At 62.2% G+C, this 25,373-nt stretch carries 26 protein-coding genes; 16 read left to right on the plus strand and 10 right to left on the minus strand.

The features are described from left to right. The first annotated feature begins 79 nt into the window (after positions 1-79). Positions 80-2,182 (plus strand): mechanosensitive ion channel domain-containing protein, encoded by a 2,103-nt coding sequence (locus tag ACP7D9_RS17295; protein ID WP_397479119.1) that lies wholly within the window; start codon positions 80-82, stop codon positions 2,180-2,182. Between the two features lie 123 nt (positions 2,183-2,305). Here ACP7D9_RS17295 and ACP7D9_RS17300 read toward each other — a convergent pair whose 3' ends face one another. Beyond that, entirely contained in the window at positions 2,306-6,592 is a 4,287-nt protein-coding gene (locus tag ACP7D9_RS17300; RefSeq protein ID WP_426158764.1) for a DEAD/DEAH box helicase, read from the minus strand. A 296-nt stretch (positions 6,593-6,888) separates the two neighbouring features. Between ACP7D9_RS17300 and ACP7D9_RS17305 the strand changes: the two genes are divergently transcribed. After that, a complete protein-coding gene (locus ACP7D9_RS17305; protein WP_101160744.1) occupies positions 6,889-7,773 on the plus strand; it encodes a sugar nucleotide-binding protein in 885 nt (294 codons plus the stop codon). Continuing rightward, entirely contained in the window at positions 7,766-8,698 is a 933-nt protein-coding gene (locus tag ACP7D9_RS17310; RefSeq protein WP_426158766.1) for an NAD-dependent epimerase/dehydratase family protein, read from the plus strand. The genes ACP7D9_RS17305 and ACP7D9_RS17310 overlap by 8 nt, the downstream gene beginning before the upstream one ends. Positions 8,699-8,882: 184 nt before the next feature. Here ACP7D9_RS17310 and ACP7D9_RS17315 read toward each other — a convergent pair whose 3' ends face one another. The 6 genes from ACP7D9_RS17315 to ACP7D9_RS17340 all read right to left on the minus strand — a co-directional run bounded on the left by ACP7D9_RS17315 (position 8,883) and on the right by ACP7D9_RS17340 (position 13,753). Next, positions 8,883-9,581, minus strand: a complete 699-nt coding sequence (locus tag ACP7D9_RS17315) for an OmpW/AlkL family protein (protein WP_016772968.1) — start codon at positions 9,579-9,581, stop codon at positions 8,883-8,885. A gap of 221 nt (positions 9,582-9,802) precedes the next feature. Beyond that, a complete protein-coding gene (locus ACP7D9_RS17320) occupies positions 9,803-10,321 on the minus strand; it encodes a DUF3299 domain-containing protein (protein WP_426158769.1) in 519 nt (172 codons plus the stop codon). A gap of 11 nt (positions 10,322-10,332) precedes the next feature. Then, positions 10,333-11,598: an ABC transporter permease gene (locus tag ACP7D9_RS17325; RefSeq protein WP_426158771.1), complete on the minus strand. Its 1,266-nt coding sequence runs from the start codon at positions 11,596-11,598 to the stop codon at positions 10,333-10,335. A gap of 1 nt (position 11,599) precedes the next feature. Continuing rightward, the gene (locus ACP7D9_RS17330) at positions 11,600-12,310 is read right to left on the minus strand and encodes an ABC transporter ATP-binding protein (RefSeq protein WP_426158773.1); all 711 of its coding nucleotides are present in this window, start codon (positions 12,308-12,310) and stop codon (positions 11,600-11,602) included. Positions 12,311-12,437: 127 nt separating this feature from the next. Next, positions 12,438-13,031, minus strand: a complete 594-nt coding sequence (locus ACP7D9_RS17335) for a DUF2796 domain-containing protein (protein ID WP_426158775.1) — start codon at positions 13,029-13,031, stop codon at positions 12,438-12,440. A gap of 155 nt (positions 13,032-13,186) precedes the next feature. Continuing rightward, positions 13,187-13,753 carry a hypothetical protein gene (locus ACP7D9_RS17340; RefSeq protein WP_426158777.1) on the minus strand — a complete coding sequence of 189 codons (567 nt, stop codon included), beginning with the start codon at positions 13,751-13,753 and terminating at the stop codon, positions 13,187-13,189. Positions 13,754-13,881: 128 nt separating this feature from the next. On the opposite strand from ACP7D9_RS17340, the gene ACP7D9_RS17345 reads away from it, so the two are divergent. Next, entirely contained in the window at positions 13,882-14,241 is a 360-nt protein-coding gene (locus ACP7D9_RS17345; RefSeq protein WP_101160727.1) for a hypothetical protein, read from the plus strand. Between the two features lie 126 nt (positions 14,242-14,367). Here ACP7D9_RS17345 and trxA read toward each other — a convergent pair whose 3' ends face one another. The 3 genes from trxA to ACP7D9_RS17360 form a co-directional block, all read right to left on the minus strand. Continuing rightward, a complete protein-coding gene (gene trxA, locus ACP7D9_RS17350) occupies positions 14,368-15,240 on the minus strand; it encodes a thioredoxin (protein ID WP_426158779.1) in 873 nt (290 codons plus the stop codon). A 129-nt stretch (positions 15,241-15,369) separates the two neighbouring features. Further along, positions 15,370-16,026, minus strand: a complete 657-nt coding sequence (locus ACP7D9_RS17355; RefSeq protein ID WP_426158781.1) for a class I SAM-dependent methyltransferase — start codon at positions 16,024-16,026, stop codon at positions 15,370-15,372. Beyond that, entirely contained in the window at positions 16,023-16,487 is a 465-nt protein-coding gene (locus ACP7D9_RS17360; RefSeq protein WP_426158783.1) for a YbaY family lipoprotein, read from the minus strand. The genes ACP7D9_RS17355 and ACP7D9_RS17360 overlap by 4 nt, the downstream gene beginning before the upstream one ends. A 128-nt stretch (positions 16,488-16,615) precedes the next feature. Here ACP7D9_RS17360 and nrdR point away from each other — a divergent pair, with 128 nt between their 5' ends. The 12 genes from nrdR (at position 16,616) to ACP7D9_RS17420 (ending at position 25,334) form a co-directional block, all read left to right on the plus strand. Continuing rightward, positions 16,616-17,080, plus strand: a complete 465-nt coding sequence (gene nrdR / locus ACP7D9_RS17365) for a transcriptional regulator NrdR (protein ID WP_007910946.1) — start codon at positions 16,616-16,618, stop codon at positions 17,078-17,080. After that, positions 17,077-18,210 carry a bifunctional diaminohydroxyphosphoribosylaminopyrimidine deaminase/5-amino-6-(5-phosphoribosylamino)uracil reductase RibD gene (ribD, locus tag ACP7D9_RS17370; RefSeq protein ID WP_426158785.1) on the plus strand — a complete coding sequence of 378 codons (1,134 nt, stop codon included), beginning with the start codon at positions 17,077-17,079 and terminating at the stop codon, positions 18,208-18,210. Before nrdR ends, ribD begins: the two co-directional genes overlap by 4 nt. Before the next feature lie 47 nt (positions 18,211-18,257). After that, positions 18,258-18,920, plus strand: a complete 663-nt coding sequence (locus tag ACP7D9_RS17375; RefSeq protein ID WP_101160715.1) for a riboflavin synthase — start codon at positions 18,258-18,260, stop codon at positions 18,918-18,920. Positions 18,921-18,941: 21 nt separating this feature from the next. Then, positions 18,942-20,033, plus strand: coding sequence for a bifunctional 3,4-dihydroxy-2-butanone-4-phosphate synthase/GTP cyclohydrolase II (ribBA, locus tag ACP7D9_RS17380; RefSeq protein ID WP_039761895.1), 1,092 nt, complete (start codon positions 18,942-18,944; stop codon positions 20,031-20,033). 91 nt (positions 20,034-20,124) lie between these two features. Beyond that, positions 20,125-20,601, plus strand: coding sequence for a 6,7-dimethyl-8-ribityllumazine synthase (ribH, locus tag ACP7D9_RS17385; RefSeq protein ID WP_003228649.1), 477 nt, complete (start codon positions 20,125-20,127; stop codon positions 20,599-20,601). Beyond that, positions 20,598-21,098 (plus strand): transcription antitermination factor NusB, encoded by a 501-nt coding sequence (nusB, locus tag ACP7D9_RS17390; RefSeq protein WP_024014489.1) that lies wholly within the window; start codon positions 20,598-20,600, stop codon positions 21,096-21,098. The genes ribH and nusB overlap by 4 nt, the downstream gene beginning before the upstream one ends. A gap of 27 nt (positions 21,099-21,125) precedes the next feature. After that, the gene (thiL, locus tag ACP7D9_RS17395; RefSeq protein WP_101160712.1) at positions 21,126-22,091 is read left to right on the plus strand and encodes a thiamine-phosphate kinase; all 966 of its coding nucleotides are present in this window, start codon (positions 21,126-21,128) and stop codon (positions 22,089-22,091) included. Further along, positions 22,088-22,591, plus strand: coding sequence for a phosphatidylglycerophosphatase A family protein (locus ACP7D9_RS17400; RefSeq protein ID WP_101160709.1), 504 nt, complete (start codon positions 22,088-22,090; stop codon positions 22,589-22,591). Before thiL ends, ACP7D9_RS17400 begins: the two co-directional genes overlap by 4 nt. Before the next feature lie 25 nt (positions 22,592-22,616). Beyond that, positions 22,617-23,354: a substrate-binding periplasmic protein gene (locus tag ACP7D9_RS17405; RefSeq protein ID WP_426158789.1), complete on the plus strand. Its 738-nt coding sequence runs from the start codon at positions 22,617-22,619 to the stop codon at positions 23,352-23,354. A gap of 146 nt (positions 23,355-23,500) precedes the next feature. Beyond that, on the plus strand, positions 23,501-24,118 hold the full coding sequence (gene ribA, locus ACP7D9_RS17410) for a GTP cyclohydrolase II (RefSeq protein WP_426158791.1): 618 nt from the start codon (positions 23,501-23,503) through the stop codon (positions 24,116-24,118). Next, entirely contained in the window at positions 24,115-24,534 is a 420-nt protein-coding gene (locus ACP7D9_RS17415; RefSeq protein ID WP_101160701.1) for an MFS transporter, read from the plus strand. Before ribA ends, ACP7D9_RS17415 begins: the two co-directional genes overlap by 4 nt. Beyond that, positions 24,534-25,334 carry a helical backbone metal receptor gene (locus ACP7D9_RS17420; protein WP_426158793.1) on the plus strand — a complete coding sequence of 267 codons (801 nt, stop codon included), beginning with the start codon at positions 24,534-24,536 and terminating at the stop codon, positions 25,332-25,334. Before ACP7D9_RS17415 ends, ACP7D9_RS17420 begins: the two co-directional genes overlap by 1 nt. The last annotated feature ends 39 nt before the right edge of the window (positions 25,335-25,373 follow it).

Raw genomic sequence — 25,373 nt, forward strand, 5'->3', positions numbered from 1 at the left:
TGCGTGGCCCTGACGGCTGAACTTGCCGTGCAAATACCGATCAGTTCCTTACGAGGTTCGGCCATGGGAGATCGGAGTTTTGCGCAATTTCAGGATCGCCATTCTGCTGGCAGCGCTGCTGTGTTTGGGCGTCAACACATCGCAAGCCGCCGCGCTGCCGGGCGTTCCGGCTCCCGCCGACGCTGCGGAAAAACCCGCTGAACCGGAGCCGCTGGTCCAGGGCGGTCTGCTCGGGGCGATCAGTACGAGCATTGACGATGTGCAGGAAAAACTCGATCTCGATGAACATCTGGTCGATGCCTGGCGACTGCGCGCCGACCGTGCGGCGGATGAAGTCGATCGGTTGGTCAAGCAACCGTCGAACCGTTCGGGCTGGAGCGTGGCCGGGGATTTCCTCACGCTGTCGGGCGTCTGGCTGGGCAGTTTCGCCCTGCTGACCGTGCTTGGCAGCTTGCTGGCCAAGCGTCTGCGTGAGGGCCGTTGGTTGCGCACGCGCCAGCGCAGTCAGGATTTGCTCGGCTACGTGCTGCCGTACACCGTGCCGGCGTTGGTCTGCCTGCCGCTGACGCTGTATGTCAGCCATTATCTGCAAGGTTCGGTGGGCCGTGCATTGGCGCTGTGCCTGGCCTATGCCACCAGCAGCGGCATCTTTTCCACGTCGATGTTGTTGTGCGTGGTGGTGATGTTCAACGTCGGTCACAAGCGCACCGCCGCGCGAATCATCCGTGAATATTGTCCGCGACCGCTGTTCCTGATCGGCTTTCTCGCCGCCCTCAGCGATGCGCTGACCAGCCCGCAGATTGCCCGGCAACTGGGCGGCAATATCACCAGCAGTATCGCCGTGTTCACCGGGCTGATCGCCTCGGTGATTTTCGGTTTGCTGGTGATTCGCCTGCGTCGGCCGGTGGCGCATCTGATCCGCAATCGCCCTTTGGCTCAACGTTTGAAACAACCGTCGCTGCAAGAGTCGCTGCGGATATTTTCCGGGCTGTGGTACTGGCCGATCGTGTTGATGGTGCTGGTCTCGGCGGTCAGTCTGATCGGCATCGGCGAGGACAATCAGAAAGCCCTGCGTTGCGCCTTGTTCACTACCGTGCTGCTGATCGCCACGGTGTTTCTCAGCACTGTGTTGCAGCACCTGTTCAAGTCGCGCAAGGCCGAGGCGATCCAGCGCAGCAGTGCTTACAAGGAACGCTTTCTCAGCCTGTTGCATGCCTTGCTGCGCATCGTCATGGCGGTTGTGTTCATCGATATTCTTGGGCGGATCTGGGGCGTTTCGCTGCTCGATTTCGCCCAGAGCAGCACGGTCGGCCGGGCGATCAGTAATGCATTGAGCAGCATCGGCCTGATCTTCCTGGTGACGTGGCTGCTGTGGGTGGTGCTCGACACGGCGATTCAGGAAGCGCTGAAACCGCCGGTCAGCAAACGCGGAGCACGTCAGCCGAGCACGCGGGTGAAAACCATCCTGCCGTTGTTGCGCAATGCGATCAAAATCATCCTCGTGGTGATCTGCGCGATCACCACTATGGCCAATCTCGGCATCAACGTCGCGCCGCTGTTGGCCGGTGCCGGGGTCGTTGGCCTGGCGATCGGTTTCGGCTCGCAGCAACTGGTGCAGGACGTCATCACCGGGTTGTTCATCATCATCGAAGACACCCTGTCGATCGGCGACTGGGTGGTACTCGATTCAGGCCACGCCGGCACGGTAGAAGGTTTGACTATCCGCACCTTGCGCCTGCGCGACGGCAAGGGTTTTGTGCACTCGGTGCCGTTCGGCCAGATCAAGGCAGTGACCAACCAATCACGCCAGTTTGCTTTCGCGTTTTTCTCGGTGCAGTTCACTTACGACACCGACGTCGACAAGGCGATCGAGCTGATCCGCGAGGCCGGCGATTCGATCCGCGAAGACCCGTTTCTCAAATACAACCTGCAAGGCCCGCTGGATGTGTTTGGCGTGGACAAGATGGATCTCAACGGCGTGGTGCTGACGGCGCAGTTCCGCACGGTGTCCGGTGGGCAATATGCGGTGAGCCGCGCGTTCAATCAGCGCTTGAAGAAGCTTGTGGATAACACCCCGAATGTGCATTTTGCGCAGACTTATCCACAACAGGTGTTGTTGCCGAAGCGGCAGGAGGAGGGGGCGGTGGTTGCGGCGCAGGTGCCTCAGGAGTCGCGGCCCTGATCTGATCTGTGCGTTGGATGTCCCGGCCTCTTCGCGGGCAAGCCCGCTCGCACATCGGTTTTGTGTACGCCGCAGAACCCTGTGGGAGCACGCTTGCCCGCGAAGTGGCCTGAGCAGACACCCTCAATGGCGGATCAATTTCCTGCCTATCTGCTCCATGGCCGCCTGATCCAGATCCGCCCAAACCTGCTGTTTGCCGGCGATCACCGCCGCCACCGGAACCCCATCGCGATACACCAGCCGATTACTCGCCAGCGCCGGCACCTTTGCCCCGGGCAGCAAAGTCCCGGCCAGATTCAGCGGATCGACCCCGCATACCGCCACCAGGCTGCCGTCCTGCGGGCGACGGCGTACTTCGCGCAGCAAGGGAATGGCTTCGGGCAAGGCAAATTGCTCCCCGGCCAGGCCACTGACAAACCGCCCGCCACGAATCTCGCCTCGCGCTTCCAGTCGATGGAAGGTGCGCAGTAATTCGCGCCAGCTCGGCAACCAGTCGGCTTCACGCTCCAGCAAACGCCAGAACACTACGCCGTAGCGGCGCAGCAGGGTCATGGCCACATGTTCGAGTGTCTCGGCCGCGTCCACGGTTGTTCCACGGCGCAGTAAAGCCCAACGCCCGGCATCGTCCATGCCGCCGATGAACGCGCCGCGTCCACGCCGACTGCTGCGCTGTTGGCGTTTGCTCGCCGGCGTGATCAGTGCGCGCAGGCCGGCAAAGCTGTCGGCGTTCACCAGCCCGGCGGCGACCAGTTCCTGCAAGGCGATTTCCAGCTCGGTGCGCAGCAGGCGCGCTTCGTGAATCAGCTCGTCAAAGAACAGTGCGCCATGCTGACTCAGCGCCTCGAAGACTTTCTGTGTTTTAGGCGATAACTCACTCACTGGCGTCTGTTCAGCCAACGCACTCCACACGCCGACCCGATTACGTGGCAGCAGCACAATCGGCGTACTGCGCAATGCCGAGCCGCTGACTTTCTGCCGCGCGCTTATGCGCGTCCACACCAGTTTGCCGCTGCGGCACAGTTCATCCAGCCAGCTCGGCGAATAGTCCTTGAGGCGTGCCGGCAGAATGTCGCTGTCCCACGCCGAAGCTGCGGCCGGGTAGCCTTCGAACTGGCCGACAATCGCCGGCAACACCGCGCTGCCCTGAACTTGGGTGGCCGGCGTCAAATGCTGCCAGTCGAACAGGAAACGCATGAAGTCCTGCAATGCCACCGGTTCGATTTCCCGGCGCAGGCGCTTGACCGTGTAGCGATGAATACGCGCCAGCAGATGGCGTTCGCACCATTCTTCGATTTCGCTGTGCGGCGTGAACTGGCCGCGCAACACATAGCCCTCACGCTCCAACTGCGCGAGGGACTGATTGACCTGCGCGGCTGGCAAAGCAAGCGACTCGGCGATGGCGGACAACGGGATTGGCCCGAAGGCGCCGAGCCGGGCGCGGATCACTTCGAGCAGGGCTTCATCGAATGTCCACGTTTCGTCGAAACCGGGCAGCTCTACCGCTGCAGTCTGCAATGTGGCCTGTGGATAAAGTGCCTGCAGACAACTCAAACGCTCGCGCGCCAGCCATAACTGATGCTCAGCGTCGACCTGTAACAGGCAAGCACGCCCGCCGGTCATCAGCGTTTGCAGCCAGTCCGGCCAACCCGCGTTGGCCTGCGCCTCGGTGTCGCTGATGCAGGCGAGGCTCATCAGCGCTTCGTGCATTTCATCCATCGAATTGGGCGACGGCCACGCTTCTTCGCGCACCGCCGTGATCGCGTCGGCATCGAGCGCACCGAGGTCGTCGGTCGATTGCGGATCGCTCCAGCGCCGGTTGATCACCGCTTGGGTGCGACGTTCTTCAAGCGGCGCGTCGTCGAGAAACGTGTACGGCCGGGCGCTGAGAATTTCCGCCGCCAGTGGCGACGGCGCAGGCAAATCCCGCGCGATCAGGCGCACCTCGCCACGCTCCATGCGCCGCAGCAGGGTCAGCCAGCCTTCGCTGTCCATCGCTTCATGCAGGCAATCGTCGAGGGTCTGTTCGACCAGCGGATGTTCGGGGACTTCGCGCTCGCCGGCGAGGTTTTCCAGGCAGGCGATCTGGTCGGGAAACACACTGGCGATCAGGTCTTCGCTTTTCATCCGTTGCAGTTGCGGAGCGACTTTGCGCCCGCCGGTGAAGCGTGGCAGCGCCAGCGCCACCCCGGCATTCCAGCGCCAGCGTACGCCGAACAATGGCGCATCGAGCACCCCTTGAATGAGCGTGTGTTCAGCGCTGTTGCTGTGCAGGTAACGCCAGACTTCATCGAGCTCGAAACTGTGACTGGTCGAGAGCGACAAGACGATCGCGTCTTCGCTGGCGGCGGCCTGCAGCTCGAAGTTGAAGGTGCGGCAGAAACGCTTGCGCAGGGCCAGGCCCCAGGCGCGGTTGATGCGGCTGCCGAACGGTGTGTGGATGATCAGTTGGGTGCCGCCGGACTCATCGAAAAACCGCTCCATCAACAACGTGTCCTGCGAGGGCAGGGCGCCGAGGGTTTGCCGCGCGCGAGCGAGGTATTCCACCAGTTGCTCGGCGCTGGCGAGGTTGAGGCCGAGTGTGATGGTCAGCCAGTCGAGCGCAGGTTGCAGGTTGCCGGGGCTGGCACTGAGCAATTCGTCCAATTGCGCTTGCAGGCGTGCGACAGCCGCCGACAGCTCGTCACTGCGCCCCGGCGCCTCACCGAGCCAGAATGGAATGGTCGGCGGCATGCCCTGCGCATCCTCGACGCGCACCTTGCCGCTTTCCACCCGCAGGATGCGGTAAGAGGTATTGCCGAGCTGGAACACATCGCCAGCGATACTTTCCACGGCGAAATCTTCGTTGACGCTGCCGATGTTCAAACCCTGCGGTTCAAGCAGCACGCTGTAGTCGGCGTTGTCCGGGATGGTGCCGCCACTGGTCACGGCGGTCAGTTGCGCGCCCCGCCGCCCACGCAACGTGCGGCTGACGGCGTCGCGATGCAGGTAGGCGCTGCGGATGCCCTGGCGCCCGTTGTAGCCTTCGGCGAGCATGCTCAGCAGGGCCTGATAGTGTTTTGTGTCGAGATCGCGGTAAGGCCATGCCTGACGGAACATCGCCAGCAAGGCGTCTTCCGACCATTCCTGGCAACTGACCTCGGCAATGATCTGCTGCGCCAGCACGTCCAGCGGTTTTTCCGGAATGTGCAGCGTATCGAGCTCGCCCCGACGTACGCAGTCGAGCAGGGCGGCGCACTCGATCAGGTCGTCGCGGGTGGTGGCGAACAAGCGCCCCTTGGGCGTGCCGCCGACCTGGTGTCCGGAGCGACCCACTCTTTGCAGAAACGCGGCGATCGAACGCGGCGAACTGATCTGGCAGACCAGGTCGACTTCACCGATATCGATGCCCAGTTCCAGCGACGCGGTGGCGATCAGCACTTGCAGCTCGCCGCGCTTGAGCCGTTGTTCCGCATCGAGGCGAAACTCCTTGGCGAGGCTGCCGTGGTGCGCCGCCACCGCGTGCTTGCCGAGGCGTTCGCTCAGATGCCGGCTGAGGCGCTCGGCGAGGCGCCGGGTGTTGACGAAAATCAGCGTGGTGCGGTGCTCGCGAGCAAGTTCGGCGAGACGGTCATAAACCAATCCCCAGACATCGGTGGCCATCACCGCCGACAACGGCACGGGCGGCACTTCGATGCCCAGGTCTCGCGGGCGGGCGTGGCCGATGTCGACGATCTCGCAGGGGCGCTCATGGCCGACGAGAAATTGCGCCACGGCTTCGACCGGTTTCTGTGTGGCGGACAGGCCGATTCGGGTCAGCGGTTCGCTGCACAAGGCTTGCAGGCGCTCAAGGCTCAAGGACAGGTGACTGCCGCGCTTGCCGGCGGCCATGGCGTGGATTTCGTCGATGATCACCGTGCGCGTTGTGCCGAGCATCTTACGGCCTGACTCGGAACCGAGCAGCACGTACAGCGACTCCGGCGTGGTGACCAGAATGTGCGGCGCGGTCTTGCGCATGGCGGCGCGGTCTTTCTGCGGGGTATCGCCGGTGCGCACGGCCGTAGTGATCTGCAGCTCGGGCAGACCCAGTTGGCGCAGTTGTTCGGTGATGCCGGCCAGCGGATTCTGCAGGTTGATCTGGATATCATTGGACAGTGCTTTCAACGGTGAGACGTAAACCACCAGGGTTTCGGCGGGCAGGCCGTCGGGGTGTTCGAGGCCGCGGTGGACAAGCTCATCGAGCACGGCGAGGAACGCGGTCAGGGTCTTGCCCGAGCCGGTGGGCGCGGCAATCAGCGTCGAACGGCGCTGGCGGATCAGCGGCCACGCACGGGCCTGGGCAGCTGTGACCGCCGGGAACGTGTGGCTGAACCAGGCGCTGACGGCGGGGTGAAAGCCGGCCAGAGCGCTGTTGGCGGGGAGGGGCAGATTCATGACTGAAGTTATGCGGGCGGGGGCGGGAAGATGCAAGTACCGCTGGGGATCTCGGCTGTCTGGCAGTGCCCCTCGCGAGCAAGCTCGCTCCCACAGTTGACCGCGTGCCCATGTGGGAGCGAGCTTGCTCGCGAAGGGGGCAATTGCCACAACACAAATCCTGGCGATACACACTTTGCGGATGACGGTTGCGCACTAAACCCGCAAAATGCAACGATTCCGGCAATTATCGACGACGGTTCCACGAGATCCGTCGCTAAAGCCATCGTTCCAATCAGACTGGGCCTGCTGACTCTATGCGAATGCGCCTTATGTTACTGGGCGGCGGAAATGCCCTTGGGCAGGCGCTGATTCGCCTCGGTGCGGAAGAAGACATCGGTTTTCTTGCCCCCCGCCCGCCCGAAAATGGCTGGGATGCCGCGAGCCTCACACAATTGCTCGACGACACCCGTCCCGATGCGTTGATCAACCTCGCCTACTATTTCGACTGGTTCCAGGCCGAGAGCGTCAGCGAAAGCCGCATGACTGGCCAGGAGCGCGCCATCGAGCGTCTGGCCGAACTGTGCCAGCACCACAACATTGTCCTCGTACAGCCGTCGAGCTATCGCGTGTTCGACGGCTCGCGGGCCACGGCTTACAGCGAAAAAGACGAACCGGTGCCGTTGGGCCTGCGCGGTCAGGCCTTGTGGCGCATCGAGCAAAGCGTGCGCGCAACCTGCCCGCAACATGTATTGCTGCGTTTTGGCTGGCTGCTCGACGACAGTGCGGACGGCACTCTCGGGCGCTTCCTCGCCCGCGCGGAAAAACCCGAAGAGTTGCTGCTGGCCGATGACCGTCGCGGTAATCCGACTCCGGTCGACGATGCCGCACGCGTGATCATCTCGGTGCTCAAACAACTCGACTGCGCCGCACCGCTCTGGGGCACTTACCATTACGCCGGCCACGAAGCGACCACGCCGCTGGCGCTGGGCCAGGCGATTCTCACCGAAGCACGCAGTCTGCATCCGCTAGCGATCGAAGCACCCACCGCGCAGGCGCACGCCGCGCGCCCGGATGCCGCCGAGGAACCGCAACACGCGGTGCTGGCCTGCAAGAAAATTCTCCACACTTTCGGGATCAAGCCGCGCGCCTGGCGTGCTGCGCTCCCGAGTCTACTGGACAGGTTCTACCGACATGGCTGAAGCAAAGGTTTTAATCACGGGCGGCGCCGGATTCATCGGTTCGCACCTGACCGATGCCTTGCTCGCCAAGGGCTATTCGGTGCGCGTGCTCGACGACCTGTCGACCGGCAAGCGCAGCAACCTGCCGTTGGACAATCCAGAGGTTGAACTGGTGGTCGGTGATGTCGCCGATGCCGCACTGGTTGCCCGCGCCATGCAAGGTTGCAACGCTGTTGCGCATCTGGCGGCGGTGGCCTCGGTGCAGGCCTCGGTGGATGATCCGGTGAAAACCCACCAGAGCAATTTCATCGGCACCCTGAATGTCTGCGAAGCCATGCGCCTGGCCGGGGTCAAACGTGTGGTGTATGCCTCCAGCGCGGCGGTGTACGGCAACAATGGCGAGGGTGAGTCGATTGATGAAGACACGCCAAAAGCACCGCTGACACCCTATGCCTCGGACAAACTGGCCGGTGAGCAGTACTTCGATTTCTACCGCCGCCAGCATGGCCTGGAGCCGGCGATTTTCCGCTTCTTCAACATTTTCGGTCCACGTCAGGATCCGTCCTCGCCGTATTCGGGGGTGATCAGCATCTTCAGCGAACGCGCCTCGAAAGGTTTGCCGATCACCGTGTTTGGCGATGGCGAGCAGACCCGCGATTTTCTGTATGTCGGTGATCTGGTCGATTTGCTGGTGCAGGCGCTGGAAAAGCCCGAAGTGCAGGAAGGGGCGGTCAACATTGGCTGGAACCAGGCGATGAGCCTGAAGCAGATGCTCGAAGCATTGAAATCGGTGGTCGGTGAACTGCCGCCCGTGAGCTACGCGCCGGCACGTTCGGGGGATATCCGCCATTCGCGCGCCGATAACCGACGCTTGCTGCAGCGCTTCGAAATGCCGCCGCAGACGCCGATGAGTGTGGGCTTGGCGCGCTTGCTCGGGCGCGGATGAAACAAGCTTTCGGACATGAAAAAGGCGCCCATCATCAGGCGCCTTTTTCACGGCCGGAATATCGCTATCCCTGTGGCGAGGGAATGTTGTCCCCCGATCGACTGCGTACGGTCGTCGTCAGTTCTGCGTCTGCCCGCCACTCAGCCTCATTCACCACCACGTGAACGTTCGGTAAAAAACCGGCTTAGAACTTGTAGCCCAGACCGACCATGTAGATGAACGGATCGACGTCCACATTCACCCGTGCACGGGTGCCCGGTGCGACGGCGTTGTTCTCGACGGTCGCGCGGGTGTCGATGTCGATGTAACGCACTTGGGCGTTGAGCATGATGTTGTCGGTGATCATGTAATCGGCGCCGACCTGCCAGGCCAGACCCCAGGAATTTTTCGCCTTGAAGTTGCTGAAACCGTTGGCGCTGGCTTCGCTGCCGACGTGCTCGTCGTAGATCCAGGTGTAGTTGATGCCCCCACCGACGTAGGGCTGGAAGGCCGATTTCGAATCCAGCGGGTAGTAGACGACGCTGAGAGTCGGCGGCAAGTGTTTCAGGGTGCCGAGCTTGCCATTGGCGGCGGGCAGCGCGGTGCCCTTGAGCTTGACGTCATGCTCGAACGGCGTGGCGGCCAGCAATTCGATACCGATGTTGTTGGTGAGCATGTAGGCGAAGTTCAGACCCAGCTGGGTGTCGCTGCTCATGGTCGCCTTGCCGCCCAGATTGGTGCCGCTCAGCGGACCCTGATCGACCTTGACGCTGGAGCTGTCGGCCTTCGGGTTGACGGTGATCGCGCCGGCGCGCACGAGAATATCGCCTGCCTCGTGAGCGTGGGCGAGCGGGGCTGCGAGCGCGAGGGCAAACAGCGAGGCGCTGAGCAAGGACTTGTTCATGGGGGCTCCGAAAGGACATAAAAATTCGATGTCCTAGGGTACGAAGCCGTCTGATACGGTGTTTTGACTCAGCTCAATGAAACAGTGAAACCCCGGATTTTTGCGGTGTCTGTGCTGGCCCTTTCGCGAGCAAGCCCGCTCCCACAGGGGAATGCGTTGCAAATGTGGGAGCGGGCTTGCTCGCGAAGGCTATAGGACAAACAACACAAAACTACCGGGCCTTACTCCGGCAATTCGTACGCATAAATCTTGTCCGCCTCCATCTGATACCCGGCATCGGCCAGTTCACTGCTCGAGGCTTTCACCTGCAACGGCCCCTCAACCCAGTAAGGCTGATACAGCTCATCAAGCTTCACGCCCAGTTCGCTTTTCACATGGACGATCTGGTTCGACGGCGGTGGCGGTACGTGGATGCAGGCGCCGAAATACGGCACCAGCAAAAAGTCCGTGGTGCGCCCCTCTTCGCTGACTTCCAGCGGCACGATGTAACCGGGCAGGCGAATGTTCTGCCCGTCGAGGCTCTTCACCACCGGCGCATTCGGCATGTCTTGCCTGGCCGCCGGTGCGGACTCGGCGGAGAGTGCGTCGCCCATCTTCGACAGGTCATGCAGCGGGGTCATGTTCGGCACTTCCGGCGCGGCGTCCGGCGGGATCATTTCCGACCAGGTCAGGTCTTTCGGCGCCGCCGCCCACACGGGCAGGGCGAGCAGCATCAGCAGCGCAAGCAGGGCGCGGGGCATGGTGAACATCCTCATAAACGGATCGACAGGCCATCGGCCAATGATTGGCGATACGCGCGCCAGGCCGGCACGCTGCCCATCAGCAGCGCGGCCGCCAGAATGCCACCGAGCAGTGTCCATTCATACTCGCTCGGCCATGCCAACGGCAGATACAAACCGTAATTGGCCTGCACGTAACCCTGCGCGGCGGCGATGCCGATGTACAGCAGCGCCAGTCCGGCGATCACCCCGGTCAGCGCCAAAGCGAAGGCTTCCAGCACCAGCAGGCTCGCGATGTGCCAGGGCCGCGCGCCCACCGAACGCAGAATCGCCATCTCGCGGCGGCGCTCGTTGAGGCTGGTGAGAATTGCCGTGAGCATACCGATCAACCCGGTCAGCACGACGAACAGCGAGACCACGAACAGCGCTTTTTCAGCGGTGCTCATCAGGCTCCACAATTCCTGCAAGGCCACGCCCGGCAGAATCGCCAGCATCGGCTCGCCCCGGTATTCGTTGATGTCGCGTTGCAGGGCGAAGGTAGAAATCTTGCTATTGAGGCCGAGCATGAACGCGGTGATCGCTTGCGGCGTCAGGTCCATGTTGCGCGCCTGATCAGCGCTGATCCGCCCGTTGCCGCGCGCCGGTACACCGTTGTGCCAATCGATGTGAATCGCTTCCATGCCGCCGAGGCTGATGTGCAGCGTGCGGTCCACCGGCGTGCCGGTGCGCTGCAGGATGCCGACCACGGTGAACGGTTTGTCGTCGTGCTTGACCAGGCTGATCGCCGCCACGCCGTGGGCCAGTACCAGTTTGTCGCCGAGCTTGTAATGCAGTGCTTCGGCGACTTCGGCGCCGAGCACCACTTCGAAAGGATCAGCGGCAAACGCACGTCCGTCGGCCAGCGCCAAGTGCTGCTGACGCCCGTATTGGTAGTGCTCGAAGTAGGCTTCGGTGGTGCCCATCACCCGGTACCCGCGATGCGAGTCGCCGAGGGACATCGGGATCGCCCACTTCACTTTCGGGTTGTTGGCGAAGTGCTCGAAGCTGTCCCAGCGAATATTGTTGGTGGCATTGCCGATGCGAAACACCGAGTACAACAGCAGGTTTACCGAACCGGAGCGCGCGCCGACAATCAAGTCGGTGCCGCTGATGGTGCTGGCGAAACTGGCTTTGGCTTCGGTGCGCACGCGCTCGACCGCCAGCAGCAAGCACACTGATAAAGCGATGGCGAACGCGGTGAGCAACGCAGTGAAACGGCGATTGGCCAGGCTGGCCATGGCCAGACGAAACAGATACATCTCAGACCTCGGCAGACGTAGCGGCGCGATTGAGTTCGGCCAGGGACAGGTGACGATCGAACAGCGGCGCCAGGCTCTGGTCATGGCTGACGAATAACAGACTCGAACCGGCCTCGCGGCACTCGGCGAACAACAGCCGAATGAAATTCTCGCGGGCGTCATAATCCAGCGCTGACGTCGGTTCGTCGGCGATCACCAGTTCCGGTTGGCCGATCAGTGCGCGCGCGGCGGCGACCCGTTGTTGCTGGCCGATGGACAAGGAATCGGCGCGGCGGCTGAGCAGACTTTCGTCTTTCAGACCCAAGTGGGCGAGCAGGGTGGCGGCGGCTTGGTCAACGCTGCCGTGGCGCTGTTTCGCGCGTTGCGCACGTAGCTTGGAAAAATGGCAGGGCAACTCGACGTTCTCGCGCACCGAAAGAAACGGCAACAGATTGAATTGCTGGAAAATGTAGCCGGTGTGATCGACACGAAACGTATCGCGCTTGCCGGCGCAGAGCTCGGTCAGCTCCTGGCCAAGCAGGCGAATGCTGCCGCGGACGGGCTTCTGCACCCCGCCAAGCAAGCCGAGCAGAGTGGTCTTGCCGCTGCCGCTGGGGCCTTTGAGAAACAGGGTTTCGCCGGCTTCCAGACGAAACGCCGGGATGTCCAGCAGCGTCGGGTGACCGGGCCAGTTGAAGCCCAGGTTTGCGAGTTCGATGAGTGCTTGGGTCATGGCACCGATTTCATGGTTGGACACGGATCTCTGTAGGAGCTGCCGAAGGCTGCGATCTTTTGATCTTGATCTGCACAATCAAAAGATCGCAGCCTTCGGCAGCTCCTACAGGGGATCTTCATTCGCTTCAGAATTTCAGCGCAGCCGATTTCGCCGTCACTTCCGCGCCTTGCTGGCCGCTGGCGCTGATCAGTTGTACCTCAATCTTCTGCGTTGCAGGGAAGGTCTTGAAGATGTTCGCCAGATCCAGCGTGTTCAGCGCGCCCGGTGTGGCGCAGTTGAACTGGTAATGCGCATGGATTTCGCTGTGGTCGTGGTGATGCTCGTGACCGTCCTTGTCCGCTTCATCTTCGTCGTGATTGTCGGCATCCGGCTTGTCGCCGAACAGCGGGCTTTCCAGTTCCTGGCCGACCACTTTGCAGCCGGCTGCTGCCGGCAGGCTGAACAGGGCCAATGGTTTTTCCAGCTGCGCACGAGCGGCGGCCACTTTGGCCTTGTCGGCGTCCGATGTCGCGGCGTGTTCAAAACCGACCAGATTCATCGCCGGGCTTTCAAGCTCAAGCTCCAGGGTCTGACCGTCGAGCGCGGCATTCAGGCGACCCACGCCATGCTCATGCGCGCCGAGGCTGCCGTGCTCGTGGTCGTGATCGTGCTCATCAACCGCATGGGCAGCGGCCAGCGGCAACAGGGCAAACGGCAAAGCGAGCAGCAAACGACGCATGACGGACTCCGAGAAGAATGAAAAGTTTGTTATGTAATCTTATAACGAAAGTGCGCAGAGTGTGCCCGTGCGCGTGAGATTGCGCAAGACATGGCTAAGCACCGCCCGGGATGAGTTCGCGGGCGGTGCTGGGATTGGATGTCATGCTTGCAGAATCAGAAGCCTGCGCCGGGATAGTCGAACCAATAGTGTCCCGAAAGAACATCATTGATCAGATTTGCGTCGAGCACGCTCGGGGCATTGCGACTGAAACGCTGTCGCCAAGCCGGAAGCCACCAGTAGTTGATGGCTGTTCCGCGCGGAAATACCACCAGAGTCAGCACCTCCTTATCCATTTTGCCCTGCGTGTAGAGTTGATGACTGCGATCCATCAGGGCCATGTACTGGTCGATTGGCAGTCTGAACATCAGTGCCATGGTGAAGATTTTTTCACTCTGACTGAACGCCGGACTCTGCAGTACCCGCAATGCTTCGCAAGTGTGTGAATTCGGTTGACTCGCTATGCTCTGACCTTCGGGGGTTGAAAGTATGTCGAAACGATCATCCATGTCTCGCCAGTCGGTCCGGCTATTGCGCTCAAAGTAATCACGAATGACAAGGGTCAGTGGACCTGCAGTTTCCCCATCAGCGGGACAAGCCGAAAGATCGGCAGGCAACCAGATGCGCCATGCCACGATGAGCAAAAACGGAATTATGAGGAGGAGCGAATAAGGGCGTTTCATTACATGGTGCTGTGAGAAAAAGAACACTCTAGATGAATGCTCGATAACCGCCACACTGGACGACTTTACTTGGCGTTGCACAAGCCCCATGGGAGCATGCAGGTCAGAAAAGTGCAGGAGCGAACTCGATGTTGCGGATACGCGGAATGGTCGGCGAGGTGCCGGTGGATTTGACGGTGGAGCTGGATGACAGCGATTGGGCGAGGCTGGGTTCCGCGTTAAGCGGGCAGGCGCCGGTTGCGCAGTCTGAGACAGTGGCGTCGGCTTCGGCGGCGAAGCCGGTGAATCAGGATGATGCGCTGTGGCAGGTGGCCAAAGACTTGTTGCGCAAGGCCGGCCAGCTCAGTGGGCCGGATCTGCTCGAGCAACTGGAAGCGCTGACCGGCAGTGCGGCGGCGGGCAAGCGTTTGCTCGTGCGTTTGCGCCACAGTTCCGAAGTGAAGGTGGCGAGCGGCGGGGATACGCCGCTCTATAGCTGGATCGGGTAAGCCTTAAAAGATCGTCCGATCGCGGCCCGAGCCTTCGGCAGCTCCTACAGAATCAGCATTCATCCGCAAAAAACCGCGGTGAACACGATCCGATTAGGAGCTGCGGCACGCTGCGATCTTTTGCTCTCAATAAAGCGCAGCAAACATCTTGCGGCGATACACCGTCACCAACGGATGATCATTGCCCAGCAGTTCGAACACCTGCAGCAAGGTCTTGTGCGGCAGGCCTTCGCCGTAGCTGCGGTTGCGGATGAACAGTTTGAGCAAGGCGTCCAGCGCCGCTTCGTATTGCTGGCGCGCCAGTTGCTGGATCGCCAGTTGGTACACCGCTTCATCATCCTGAGGATTTTGCGCCAGGCGGCTTTTCAGGTCGGCGGCGTCCGGCAGGTCGCGGGCGAGGCCGAGGAAGTGGATCTGCGCTTTGGCACCGGCCAGTGCGGCTTTGTGTTCATCGCTCCTGACCGCGTCGAGCACAGTTTGCGCTTCGCCCAGCTCACCGCGCTCGGTCAGGCAACGGGCATAAAGGATCAGCGCTTTGGCGTTGGTGTTGTCTTCATTGAGCAGGGCGACCAGCGCCGCTTCGGCCTCGGCGAAGTGACCGTCGTCGAACATCGCCTGAGCCTGTTCGAACGGGTCGGCAGCGGCCGGCGGGGGCATCTGCACATGCGGTTCAAGCAGGGCGCGCACGGCGGACTCCGGTTGTGCGCCGGCGAAACCGTCGACCGGTTGCCCGTCCTTGAACAGCACCACGGTCGGCAGGCTGCGAATGCCGAAGCGGGCGACGATGTCCTGCTCGACGTCGCAATTGACCTTGGCCAGCAGCAACTCGCCTTGATAGCTCTCGGCAATGCCTTGCAGCATCGGCATCAGCGCCTTGCACGGCGCACACCACTCGGCCCAGAAATCCACCAGCACCGGTTTGTTGAAGGAGGCTTCGATCACTGACTTGTCGAAATCGGCAGTCGTGGCGTCGAAGATGTACGGCGTTTGCTGACTCATGGGGGATCTCTCTAAGCGTCAATGACCGCACTATAAGGGGTGGCGCAAAAGATCGCAGCCTTCGGCAGCTCCCACAGGGGTAGGCGATCGAAAGCAGGAGCTGCCGAAGGCTGCGATCTTTTGGCGGCGTCAATCACGCCGCGCATGGTAGAGGCTGACATGTCTGAATTGCTCTGGCTCGGCCAGATCCGGCAAGGTCATCGCCTCGAGCATTTCAATTCGCTCATACAACGGGTGACGAAAATCCCGCACCCGCGAATCCGCCACCAGCGCCTCGCGGCCTCGACTGAGAAACGCATCGAGCAGCGGCAGGTTGGCGCGGTCGTACAGGACGTCGGCGACCAGAATCAGATCGAAGCGATCGGCCTCGGCAAAGAAATCCGTCGAATAACTCATCTGCACATCGTTGAGCTCGGCATTCGCCCGGCACGCGGCGATCGCCAGCGGATCGAGATCGCAGGCCACCACTTCCAGCGCTCCGGCCTTCACCGCCGCGATCCCGGCAATCCCCGAGCCGGCGCCGAAATCCAGCACGCGCTTGCCGCGCACCCACTCGGGACACTCAGCCAGGTAACGCGCCACGGCCAAGCCGCTGGCCCAGCAAAAACTCCAATAGGGTGGCTCGTGCAGGATGCGTTGGGTCTCTTCCTGGCTGAATTCGCGGGCCATGTTGTCGCCGTCGATCAACCACAACTGCAAATCGGTGCCGGGCAGCGTGCAGGCTTTGAGTCTGGCGTCGCCGAGCAATTCCCCCAAAGCCTGCTGCAGGTCGAGCGGTGCCTTCATGGTGCTTTGACAAATTGCAGCTGGCCCAGAGCCTGAGTGGTCGGTTGAGTGATCGTCTGCGACGGCAGATGCAGAATAAGTTGCCCGGACTGGCTGGCGCGACCGCGCAGCTCAACTCGCGCGCCGACCGGAAACGCTTCGGGGTTGAAGCGCAGATGAAACGGCAGGACCTGGTTGTTGCCGATCAGGCTGGAACTGGCGAGCAGCTGTTGCGGGCGATCCTTTGCGTCGATCACCAGCAGCGCCAGTTCGACTTCGGCGCCAGCGGGCACGCCTTGCAGGGTGCCGCTCAGTTCGCGCTGATGCGCTGGCAGCGGGCCGAGTTCGGCGGCCTCTTTGGCTTTTTTCTGCGCCTGTTGCGGCGCGGGGCCTGGGGTCGGCGGTTGCGGCTTGGGTGCGTCGCTGCCACAGGCCACCAGCAGGCTGAAAAGACTGAGCAGAACGAGCGGACGTAACGGCATTGGAGGCTCCGGCAGAATGAATTCCATGGATCAGACGATCATGCCGTTCTGTATACCGCAAAGCCTATGGCTTGTCTTGCCACGGGGATGCGCTACCATGGCCCTCCCATTTTTTGTTGCCAGCCACCATGCACTGTCCCTTCTGCGGTGCCAACGACACCAAGGTCATCGACTCGCGTCTGGTCGCCGAGGGCGAACAGGTGCGCCGCCGGCGTGAATGCCTGGCCTGCGGCGAACGTTTCACGACGTTCGAGACGGCCGAACTGGTGTTGCCGCGCCTGATCAAAACCGACGGCAGCCGCCAACCATTCGACGAAGAAAAACTGCGCGCCGGCATGCAACGCGCGCTGGAGAAACGTCCGGTCAGCGTCGAGCGCCTCGAATCCTCTCTGGTCCATATCAAGCACAAGCTGCGCGCCACCGGCGAACGAGAGGTCAAATCCCTCGTGGTCGGCGAACTGGTGATGGCCGAACTGCAAAAGCTTGATGAAGTCGCCTATATCCGTTTTGCCTCGGTGTACAAGCGCTTCCAGGACCTCAATGAATTCCGCGAAGAGATCGACCGCCTCGCCCGCGAACCGGTGAAAGAATGACCACCGCCGCCGAGCAGGCGATCCTCGACGCCCACTTCATGGCCCGCGCGCTGGAACTGGCGCGCAAGGGCCACTACACCACCCATCCCAATCCTCGGGTCGGTTGCGTGGTGGTGCGTGACGGGCAGATTGTCGGCGAAGGCTGGCATGAGCGCGCCGGCGAGCCCCATGCCGAAGTCCACGCCCTGCGCGCCGCTGGCACGCAGGCCCGGGGCGCCACGGCGTATGTCACCCTCGAACCTTGCAGCCACCACGGCCGTACCCCGCCGTGCGCCGATGCCTTGGTGACCGCTGGCGTTGCGCGTGTTGTAGCTGCGATGCGCGATCCCAATCCGCAGGTCGCCGGGCGCGGTTTGCAGCGCCTGAGCGACGCTGGTATCGCCGCCGAAAGTGGGGTGCTGGAGGCTGACGCACGCAAGCTCAACCAGGGTTTTCTGAAACGCATGGAGCATGGCTTGCCGTTCGTGCGGGTGAAGTTGGCCATGAGCCTGGACGGTCGCACGGCGATGGAAAGCGGCGAGAGCCAATGGATCACCGGCCCGGCGGCGCGTTCTGCGGTGCAGCGTTTGCGCGCTGAGGCAGCGGTGGTGCTGACCGGCGCCGACACGGTGCTGGCCGATGGCGCACGCCTGACGGTACGGGCAGACGAACTGGGCATGAATGCCGAGCAAACCGCATTGGCCATCAGCCGCCCGCCGCTGCGGGTACTGATTGACGGCCGCCTGCGAGTGCCGCTGGACGCGCCGTTCTTCAAGGCCGGGCCGGCGCTGGTCGCCACCTGTGTTGCGGTCGAAGAGCAATACGCCAACGGCCCGGAATGCCTGATCGTGCCGGGTGAAGACGGCCAGGTCGACCTGCATCAATTACTTATCGAACTGGCCAGCCGTGGCACCAACGAGGTGTTGGTCGAGGCCGGTCCGCGACTGGCCGGGGCCTTTGCGCAACTGGGTCTGGTCGACGAATTCGTGATCTTCATTGCCGGCAAGTTCCTTGGCTCAACGGCGCGTCCGCTGCTCGACTGGCCGCTGGTGCAGATGAAAGACGCGCCGGAACTGAAAATCACTGAAATCCGCGCGGTGGGCGATGACTGGCGAGTCACTGCGATTCCTGTCCCTTCAGCCCGCGTATAATTCCCGGCCATTGCGTTAGCCCTGGCCCCGTTCTCAAGGAGAACCCCATGTTCACCGGCATCATCGAATCCATCGGCAGTATCCGCGCACTGACCCCAAAGGGCGGTGATGTGCGGGTGCACGTCGACACCGGCAAGCTCGACCTGAGCGACGTCAAACTGGGTGACAGCATTGCGGTCAACGGCGTTTGCCTGACCGCCGTCGAGTTGCCGGGCAATGGTTTTGCTGCCGACGTCAGCCGCGAAACGCTCGATTGCACCGCCATGAATGACCTGAAAAGCGGCAGCCCGGTCAATCTGGAAAAAGCCCTGACACCGACCACTCGCCTCGGCGGGCATCTGGTCAGCGGTCACGTCGATGGCGTCGGCGAAGTGGTATCGCGTAGCGACAATGCCCGCGCTGTGGAATTTCGCATCCGCGCACCGAAAGAGCTCGCCAAGTACATCGCCCACAAAGGCTCGATCACCGTGGACGGCACCAGCCTGACCGTGAACGAAGTCGATGGCGCCGAATTCATGCTGACGATTATTCCGCACACCCTCAGCGAAACCATCATGGCTTCGTACAAACCGGGCCGCCGGGTGAATCTGGAAGTCGACCTGCTGGCGCGTTATCTGGAACGTCTGCTGCTGGGTGACAAGGCTGCAGAAAAGACCGCCGGCAGCACCATCACCGAAAGCTTTCTGGCCCAAAACGGCTACCTCAAATAATTCAAGAGAAGGGGGTGCCTTGTGGCGCTCAATAGCATCGAAGAACTGGTTGAAGACATCCGCCAAGGCAAGATGGTCATCCTCATGGATGACGAAGACCGCGAGAACGAAGGCGATCTGATCATGGCCGCCGAATGCTGCCAGGCCGAACACATCAACTTCATGGCCAAGCACGCCCGTGGCCTGATCTGCATGCCGATGAGCCGCGAGCGTTGTGAACTGCTGAAGCTGCCGCTGATGGCGCCGCGCAACGGTTCCGGTTTCGGCACCAAGTTCACCGTTTCGATCGAAGCTGCCGAAGGCGTGACCACCGGCATCTCCGCCGCCGATCGCGCGCGCACCGTGCAAGCGGCTGCCGCTAAAGACGCCAAGGCCGAAGACATCGTCAGCCCGGGCCACATCTTCCCACTGATGGCCCAGGCCGGCGGTACCCTCGCTCGCGCCGGCCACACCGAAGCCGCTTGCGACCTGGCGCGCATGGCCGGTTTTGAGCCGAGCGGGGTGATCTGCGAGGTGATGAACGACGACGGCACCATGTCCCGTCGCGCTGAACTCGAAGCGTTCGCCGCCGAACACAACATCAAGATCGGCACCATCGCCGACCTGATCCACTATCGGATGATCCACGAACGTACCGTTCAGCGGATTGCCGAGCAGCCGCTGGACAGCGAACTGGGCCAATTCAACCTGGTGACCTATCGTGATTCGGTGGAAGGTGACGTGCACATGGCCCTCACGCTGGGCACTGTCTGCGCTGAGGAGCCGACGCTGGTGCGTGTGCATAACATGGATCCGCTGCGCGACTTGCTGATGGTCAAGCAACCGGGCCGCTGGAGCCTGCGCGCCGCCATGGCCGCAGTTGCCGAGGCCGGCAGCGGTGTGGTGTTGTTGCTCGGGCATCCGCTGGATGGCGACGTGCTGCTGGCGCATATCCGTGAAACCGGTGAGCAGGCAGCGCCGAAAAAGCCGACCACCTACAGCATCGTCGGTGCCGGTTCGCAGATCCTGCGAGACCTCGGTGTGCGCAAAATGCGCTTGATGTCGGCACCAATGAAATTCAATGCGATATCCGGTTTCGATCTGGAAGTTGTAGAATACGTGCCCTCCGAATAATGACCGGCTGTTTCCGGACTCCGATTCGCGGCAAACAAATCACTGAGGGACGCGTAGCAGACGCGTCCCGGCTCTTTAAGAGAACTGACGAATGACCCTGAAGACCATCGAAGGTACCTTCATCGCCCCCAAAGGCCGCTACGCTCTGGTAGTGGGCCGCTTCAACAGCTTCGTGGTTGAAAGCCTGGTCAGCGGTGCCGTTGATGCCCTGGTTCGCCACGGCGTGAGCGAAAGCGACATCACCATCATCCGCGCACCGGGCGCCTTCGAAATCCCGCTGGTTGCGCAGAAAGTCGCCCAGAAAGGCGAGTTCGCAGCGATCATCGCCCTCGGCGCGGTCATTCGTGGCGGTACTCCGCACTTCGAATACGTGGCGGGCGAGTGCACCAAAGGCCTGGCTCAGGTCTCCATGGAATTCGGCGTACCGGTCGCGTTTGGCGTGCTGACCGTCGATTCCATTGAGCAAGCCATCGAACGTTCCGGCACCAAAGCCGGTAACAAAGGTGCCGAAGCTGCCCTGTCCGCTCTGGAAATGGTCAGCCTGCTGGCGCAGTTGGAGGCCAAGTGATTAGCGACGAAAGCGATCGTTTCAACCCGCGCGATCCGAAACCTGCGGATGCCGGCAAGCCGTCGAAAAGCGCCAAGCGTCGCGAAGCCCGTCAGCTCGCGACTCAAGCGCTGTACCAGTGGCACATGGCCCGGCAATCGCTGAACGAGATCGAAGCGCAGTTTCGCGTGGATAACGATTTCACCGATGTCGACGGCGCCTACTTCCGCGAAATCCTTCACGGGGTTCCGCAGTTCAAGACCGAAATCGACACCGCCCTGACGCCTTGCCTGGATCTGGCGATCGAAGAGCTGGACCCGGTTGAACTGGCGGTTCTGCGCCTGTCGACCTGGGAACTGCTCAAGCGCGTCGACGTGCCGTACCGCGTGGTCATCAACGAAGGTATCGAACTGGCGAAAGTCTTCGGTTCGACCGACGGCCACAAGTTCGTCAACGGCGTGCTCGACAAGCTGGCCCCGCGCCTGCGTGAAGCTGAAGTGAAGGCGTTCAAGCGCTGATCGGCGCTTGAACACTTTTTCTCGGCCATGGGCGAGTTTGAGCTGATCCGCAATTTCTTCGCCGCCGCGCCTTGTGCGCAGGGCGGCGAAGGCGTTGCTCTGGGGATCGGTGACGACTGCGCCTTGCTGGCGGTTCCCGCTGGCGAACAGCTGGCGGTTTCCACCGATACGCTGGTGGCCGGCGTGCATTTCGCCGACCCCTGCGATCCGTTTCTGCTCGGTCAGCGCTCGCTGGCCGTGGCGGTCAGCGATCTGGCCGCCATGGGCGCTGCGCCCGTTGCCTTTACCCTTGCCCTGACCTTGCCGACGGTGACTGCCGATTGGCTGCAAGCCTATGCCCGTGGTCTGAACCGCATGGCGCAAAGCTGCGGCGTGGCGCTGGTCGGTGGCGACACCACACGCGGGCCGCTGAGCCTGACCGTCACCGTATTCGGCCGCGTACCGGCCGGCCAGGCGTTGACCCGCAGCGGCGCGCAGCCCGGCGATCTGCTTTGCGTTGGCGGCGAACTGGGCAATGCGGCCGGCGCCTTGCCGCTGGTGCTGGGGCAGCGTGATGCGGCGCCCGACATCGGCCAGGTGCTGCTTGATCATTACTGGTCACCGCAACCGCAACTGGCGCTCGGTCAGGCCCTGCGCGGCAAGGCCACGGCTGCGCTGGACATCTCCGACGGTCTGCTGGCCGATTGCGGGCATATCGCGCTGGCGTCGAAGGTGCGACTTGAGATTGAACGCGAGCGCGTACCGTTGTCGGATGCTTTAGTGGCGTTTCTCGGGCAACGCGGTGCCGAGCGCGCGGCACTGAGCGGCGGCGATGATTACGTGCTGGCTTTCACCTTGCCGTCCGCCGAGTTGCCGGCGCTGTTGGCTGACGGCTGGTCGATCCATGTGATCGGCCGGGTCAGCGACGGCCAGGGCGTGGCGCTGCTGGACCGCGACGGGCGCGACATCACCCCGCTAATTCGCGGCTACCAACATTTTCAGGAGACACCGTGACAGATCACCCGAAACAGGTCCCTGCCGAATTCGTGCCTCCTTCGGTCTGGCGCAATCCGTGGCATTTTCTCGCGTTCGGCTTCGGCTCCGGCACCTTGCCCAAGGCACCGGGCACGTGGGGCTCGCTGGTGGCGCTGCCGTTCATTCCGTTGTGGCAGATGCTGCCCGACTGGGGCTACTGGCTGATGCTGGGCATCACCATGCTGTTCGGCTTCTGGCTGTGCGGCAAAGTCGCTGACGATTTGCGTGTGCATGACCACGAAGGCATCGTCTGGGACGAAATGGTCGGGATGTGGATCACCCTGTGGCTGGTGCCGGAAGGCTGGTACTGGCTGCTCGCGGGTTTTCTGATGTTCCGCTTCTTCGATATTCTCAAGCCGTGGCCGATCCGCTGGATCGACAAGCACGTGCATGGCGGCGTCGGCATCATGCTCGACGACGTGCTGGCCGGAGTGTTCGCCTGGCTGGCGATGCAAGGGCTGGTTTGGGTATTCGCCTGATTCGTCTCAAGTGAGGAAATAACGGATGCTGCGACGCGGGTTGGCGCTGCTGGTTTTCGCTCTGCTGGGCACCGTTGCCCATGCGCAGGTGGCCGCGCCGACGCCTGCGGTCATCCATCTGGCCAGCGAAGACTGGGAAAATTACACCGCCGCCGATGGCCACGGTCTGGCCTGGGACGTGTTGCGCAAAGTCTTCGAGCCGGCCGGGGTCAAGTTGGACATTCGCACCGTGCCGTACACCCGTTCCATCGGGTTGGCGCAGTTGAAGGAAATCGACGCGCAGGTCGGCTCCTACCGCAACGAAGCCGAGCACTTGGTGTACCCGCAGTGGAATTTCGATTCCGATCACGTCTACGCATTGGGCCTGGCCAGCAGTCCGGCGCCGACCCAGGCGACTTTGGGTAAATACCGCCTGGCCTGGGTGCGCGGCTACCGCTACGAAAACTACCTGCCGAACATCAAGCGCTTCAATCAGATCGAGCGGCGTACCGGTATTTTGCTGATGCTCAAGCAGGGACGGGCCGATTACTACATCGACGCGCTGACCGAGGTTCAAGCCGTGGTGCGCGATGCGGCGGATCCGGCGCAGTACCGTTATTCGCATCTGGCTGAACTGCCGCTGTTTCTCGGTTTCGCCGATACCCCACAGGCTCGCGCGTTGATGGCGCTGTATGACCGGCGCATGACGGAACTGGTCAAGAGCGGGGAACTACAGCCGATCTTCGAGAAGTGGCAGCAGCCGTACCCGTTCAACCCGAACTGAAGCCCAACACAGCTCCTACAAGGAGCGGGAGTGTCATCAAACTTTTTGATCGTTATGCCCGATAATTCAGCCTAAGCGTCTACAGGAACCTGCTGTTACAATGCCGGCCTGCGAATTTTCAGAATTTTTAGATCAGGAGCACACCGGTGCCTGTCGTCTTTGTTGCCGCTTGCAAGCTGCCAACGCCTTATGCGCAATTCACCATGCACGGGTTTCTCGATGAATCCACCGGCCGCGAGCACGTCGTGCTGAGCCTGGGTGAAATTGCCGACGGCGCTCCGGTACTCGGCCGTTTGCACTCCGAATGCCTGACCGGCGATGCCTTGTTCAGCCAGCGTTGCGACTGCGGTTCGCAACTGGACGCCGCTCTGCAGGCGATCGCCCGCGAAGGCCGTGGCGTGCTGTTGTATCTGCGTCAGGAAGGTCGCGGCATTGGTCTGCTGAACAAGATCCGTGCCTACGAATTGCAGGACGGCGGTGCCGACACCGTAGAAGCCAATGAACGTCTGGGCTTTGCCGCCGATCAGCGCGACTACGCCATGTGCCTGCCGATGCTCGAGCATCTGGGCGTGAAAGCCCTGCGCCTGATGACCAACAACCCGCGTAAGGTCAAAGCCTTGACCGAGATGGGCATTGTCGTCGCCGAGCGTGTGCCGCTGCACACCGGCCACAACCCGCACAACAAACTGTACCTGGCGACCAAGGCCAGCAAGCTCGACCACATGATGGGCAATGAGCATCAGGGCGAGGTCGACCGCGCGTGACCCGCGGCCAGGTGCGGCGGCGGTTGGCGGTGGCCTGGTGGCAATACCTGGCGCTGGCGCTGTTGCCGCTGTTCGTACTCAACGCGTTGTTCGGCGAAGGCCAAGGCCTCTTGCCGGTGCTGGCGATGCCTTTGTTCATCGCCGGCGTGGCCTCGATGTTTGTCAGCCTGAAGTATTTCGGCCGTTACAAACACGCATTGATCGCCACGCAAAAATCTCTCGATACCGCCGATGAACCCGCCGCCTGGATCGCCCTCGCGGCGCGTCGGCGTGCGGCGTTTCTGGTGGCGTCTTTGCCAGCGTGGATTGGCGCGCTGGCGGTCTTCGTCGGCCTCGAAGCCGTGCCGTTGATGCTGCTGGCGCTGTCCACCGCCGTGCTCTTCTACCTCTACCGTATTCCGCGTCAACTCGGCTGATGTCTCGCCTGTGGCTGGCGGTTCTGCTGCTCGTGCTGAGCAGCCCGGCGCTGGCCGCATTGCGGGTGGTCAGCCTCGCGCCCTCGCTGTCTGAAATCGTCGTTGAGCTGGATTCTGCCGACTTGCTGGTCGGCGTGCTCGATGCTGGCGAGCGGCCGGCGGCGATTGCCGATGTTCCGTCTGTGGGTCGCTATGGCCAGCTCGACATGGAACGCTTGCTCAGCCTGAAACCGGATTTGCTGTTGCTCTGGCCCGCAAGCGTAGGCGCGGGGCAGCGTGATCTGCTCAAGCGCCTGAACATTCCGACCTTTGTCGCCGAGCCGCACACAATGACGCAGCTCGCGGCACAGATCGAAGCCATCGCCGAACAGATCGGGCGTCCTGAACGCGGGGCGAAACGGGCGGCCGAATTGCGCGAGCAGCTGGACGATCTGCACCAGCGTTATCGTCGAGACGTGCCACTGCGGGTGTTTTATCAAGTCTGGGACAAGCCGCTGTACACCGTCGGTGGCGGACAGATCATCAGCGATGCGCTTGAGGTGTGCGGCGCGCGCAATGTGTTCGCCGACCTTGATCTGCCGGCGCCGCAGGTGAGTATCGAGGCGGTGTTGCAGCGCGATCCAGAAGTGATCGTCGCCGCTGATCAGGCACAGCTTGAGGCGTGGACGGCCTGGCCGCAGGTGGCAGCGGTGAGGCAGGGGAGACTGCTATTGGTCGCTGACAAGGGCCTCGAGCGACCGAGCGGGCAGATGATTAGCGCCACCGCCAAGCTTTGCCAATTGATCGCGCCTGACCGGTAGACCGCGTCGCCTGCATTCGCGAGCAAGCCCGCTCCCACA

It is taken from the genome of Pseudomonas sp. TSRC2-2 (assembly GCF_049897785.1).
Taxonomy (GTDB): domain Bacteria; phylum Pseudomonadota; class Gammaproteobacteria; order Pseudomonadales; family Pseudomonadaceae; genus Aquipseudomonas.

Bases quoted from the DNA above. Each gene is read 5' to 3' on its own strand.
- ACP7D9_RS17300 (WP_426158764.1), bottom strand. From the start codon at position 6,592: ATGAATCTGCCCCTCCCCGCCAACAGCGCTCTGGCCGGCTTTCACCCC.
- ACP7D9_RS17305 (WP_101160744.1), top strand. From the start codon at position 6,889: ATGCGAATGCGCCTTATGTTACTGGGCGGCGGAAATGCCCTTGGGCAG.
- ACP7D9_RS17310 (WP_426158766.1), top strand. From the start codon at position 7,766: ATGGCTGAAGCAAAGGTTTTAATCACGGGCGGCGCCGGATTCATCGGT.
- ACP7D9_RS17315 (WP_016772968.1), bottom strand. From the start codon at position 9,581: ATGAACAAGTCCTTGCTCAGCGCCTCGCTGTTTGCCCTCGCGCTCGCA.
- ACP7D9_RS17320 (WP_426158769.1), bottom strand. From the start codon at position 10,321: ATGCCCCGCGCCCTGCTTGCGCTGCTGATGCTGCTCGCCCTGCCCGTG.
- ACP7D9_RS17325 (WP_426158771.1), bottom strand. From the start codon at position 11,598: ATGTATCTGTTTCGTCTGGCCATGGCCAGCCTGGCCAATCGCCGTTTC.
- ACP7D9_RS17330 (WP_426158773.1), bottom strand. From the start codon at position 12,310: ATGACCCAAGCACTCATCGAACTCGCAAACCTGGGCTTCAACTGGCCC.
- ACP7D9_RS17335 (WP_426158775.1), bottom strand. From the start codon at position 13,031: ATGCGTCGTTTGCTGCTCGCTTTGCCGTTTGCCCTGTTGCCGCTGGCC.
- ACP7D9_RS17340 (WP_426158777.1), bottom strand. From the start codon at position 13,753: ATGAAACGCCCTTATTCGCTCCTCCTCATAATTCCGTTTTTGCTCATC.
- ACP7D9_RS17345 (WP_101160727.1), top strand. From the start codon at position 13,882: ATGTTGCGGATACGCGGAATGGTCGGCGAGGTGCCGGTGGATTTGACG.
- trxA (WP_426158779.1), bottom strand. From the start codon at position 15,240: ATGAGTCAGCAAACGCCGTACATCTTCGACGCCACGACTGCCGATTTC.
- ACP7D9_RS17355 (WP_426158781.1), bottom strand. From the start codon at position 16,026: ATGAAGGCACCGCTCGACCTGCAGCAGGCTTTGGGGGAATTGCTCGGC.
- ACP7D9_RS17360 (WP_426158783.1), bottom strand. From the start codon at position 16,487: ATGCCGTTACGTCCGCTCGTTCTGCTCAGTCTTTTCAGCCTGCTGGTG.
- nrdR (WP_007910946.1), top strand. From the start codon at position 16,616: ATGCACTGTCCCTTCTGCGGTGCCAACGACACCAAGGTCATCGACTCG.
- ribD (WP_426158785.1), top strand. From the start codon at position 17,077: ATGACCACCGCCGCCGAGCAGGCGATCCTCGACGCCCACTTCATGGCC.
- ACP7D9_RS17375 (WP_101160715.1), top strand. From the start codon at position 18,258: ATGTTCACCGGCATCATCGAATCCATCGGCAGTATCCGCGCACTGACC.
- ribH (WP_003228649.1), top strand. From the start codon at position 20,125: ATGACCCTGAAGACCATCGAAGGTACCTTCATCGCCCCCAAAGGCCGC.
- thiL (WP_101160712.1), top strand. From the start codon at position 21,126: ATGGGCGAGTTTGAGCTGATCCGCAATTTCTTCGCCGCCGCGCCTTGT.
- ACP7D9_RS17405 (WP_426158789.1), top strand. From the start codon at position 22,617: ATGCTGCGACGCGGGTTGGCGCTGCTGGTTTTCGCTCTGCTGGGCACC.
- ACP7D9_RS17420 (WP_426158793.1), top strand. From the start codon at position 24,534: ATGTCTCGCCTGTGGCTGGCGGTTCTGCTGCTCGTGCTGAGCAGCCCG.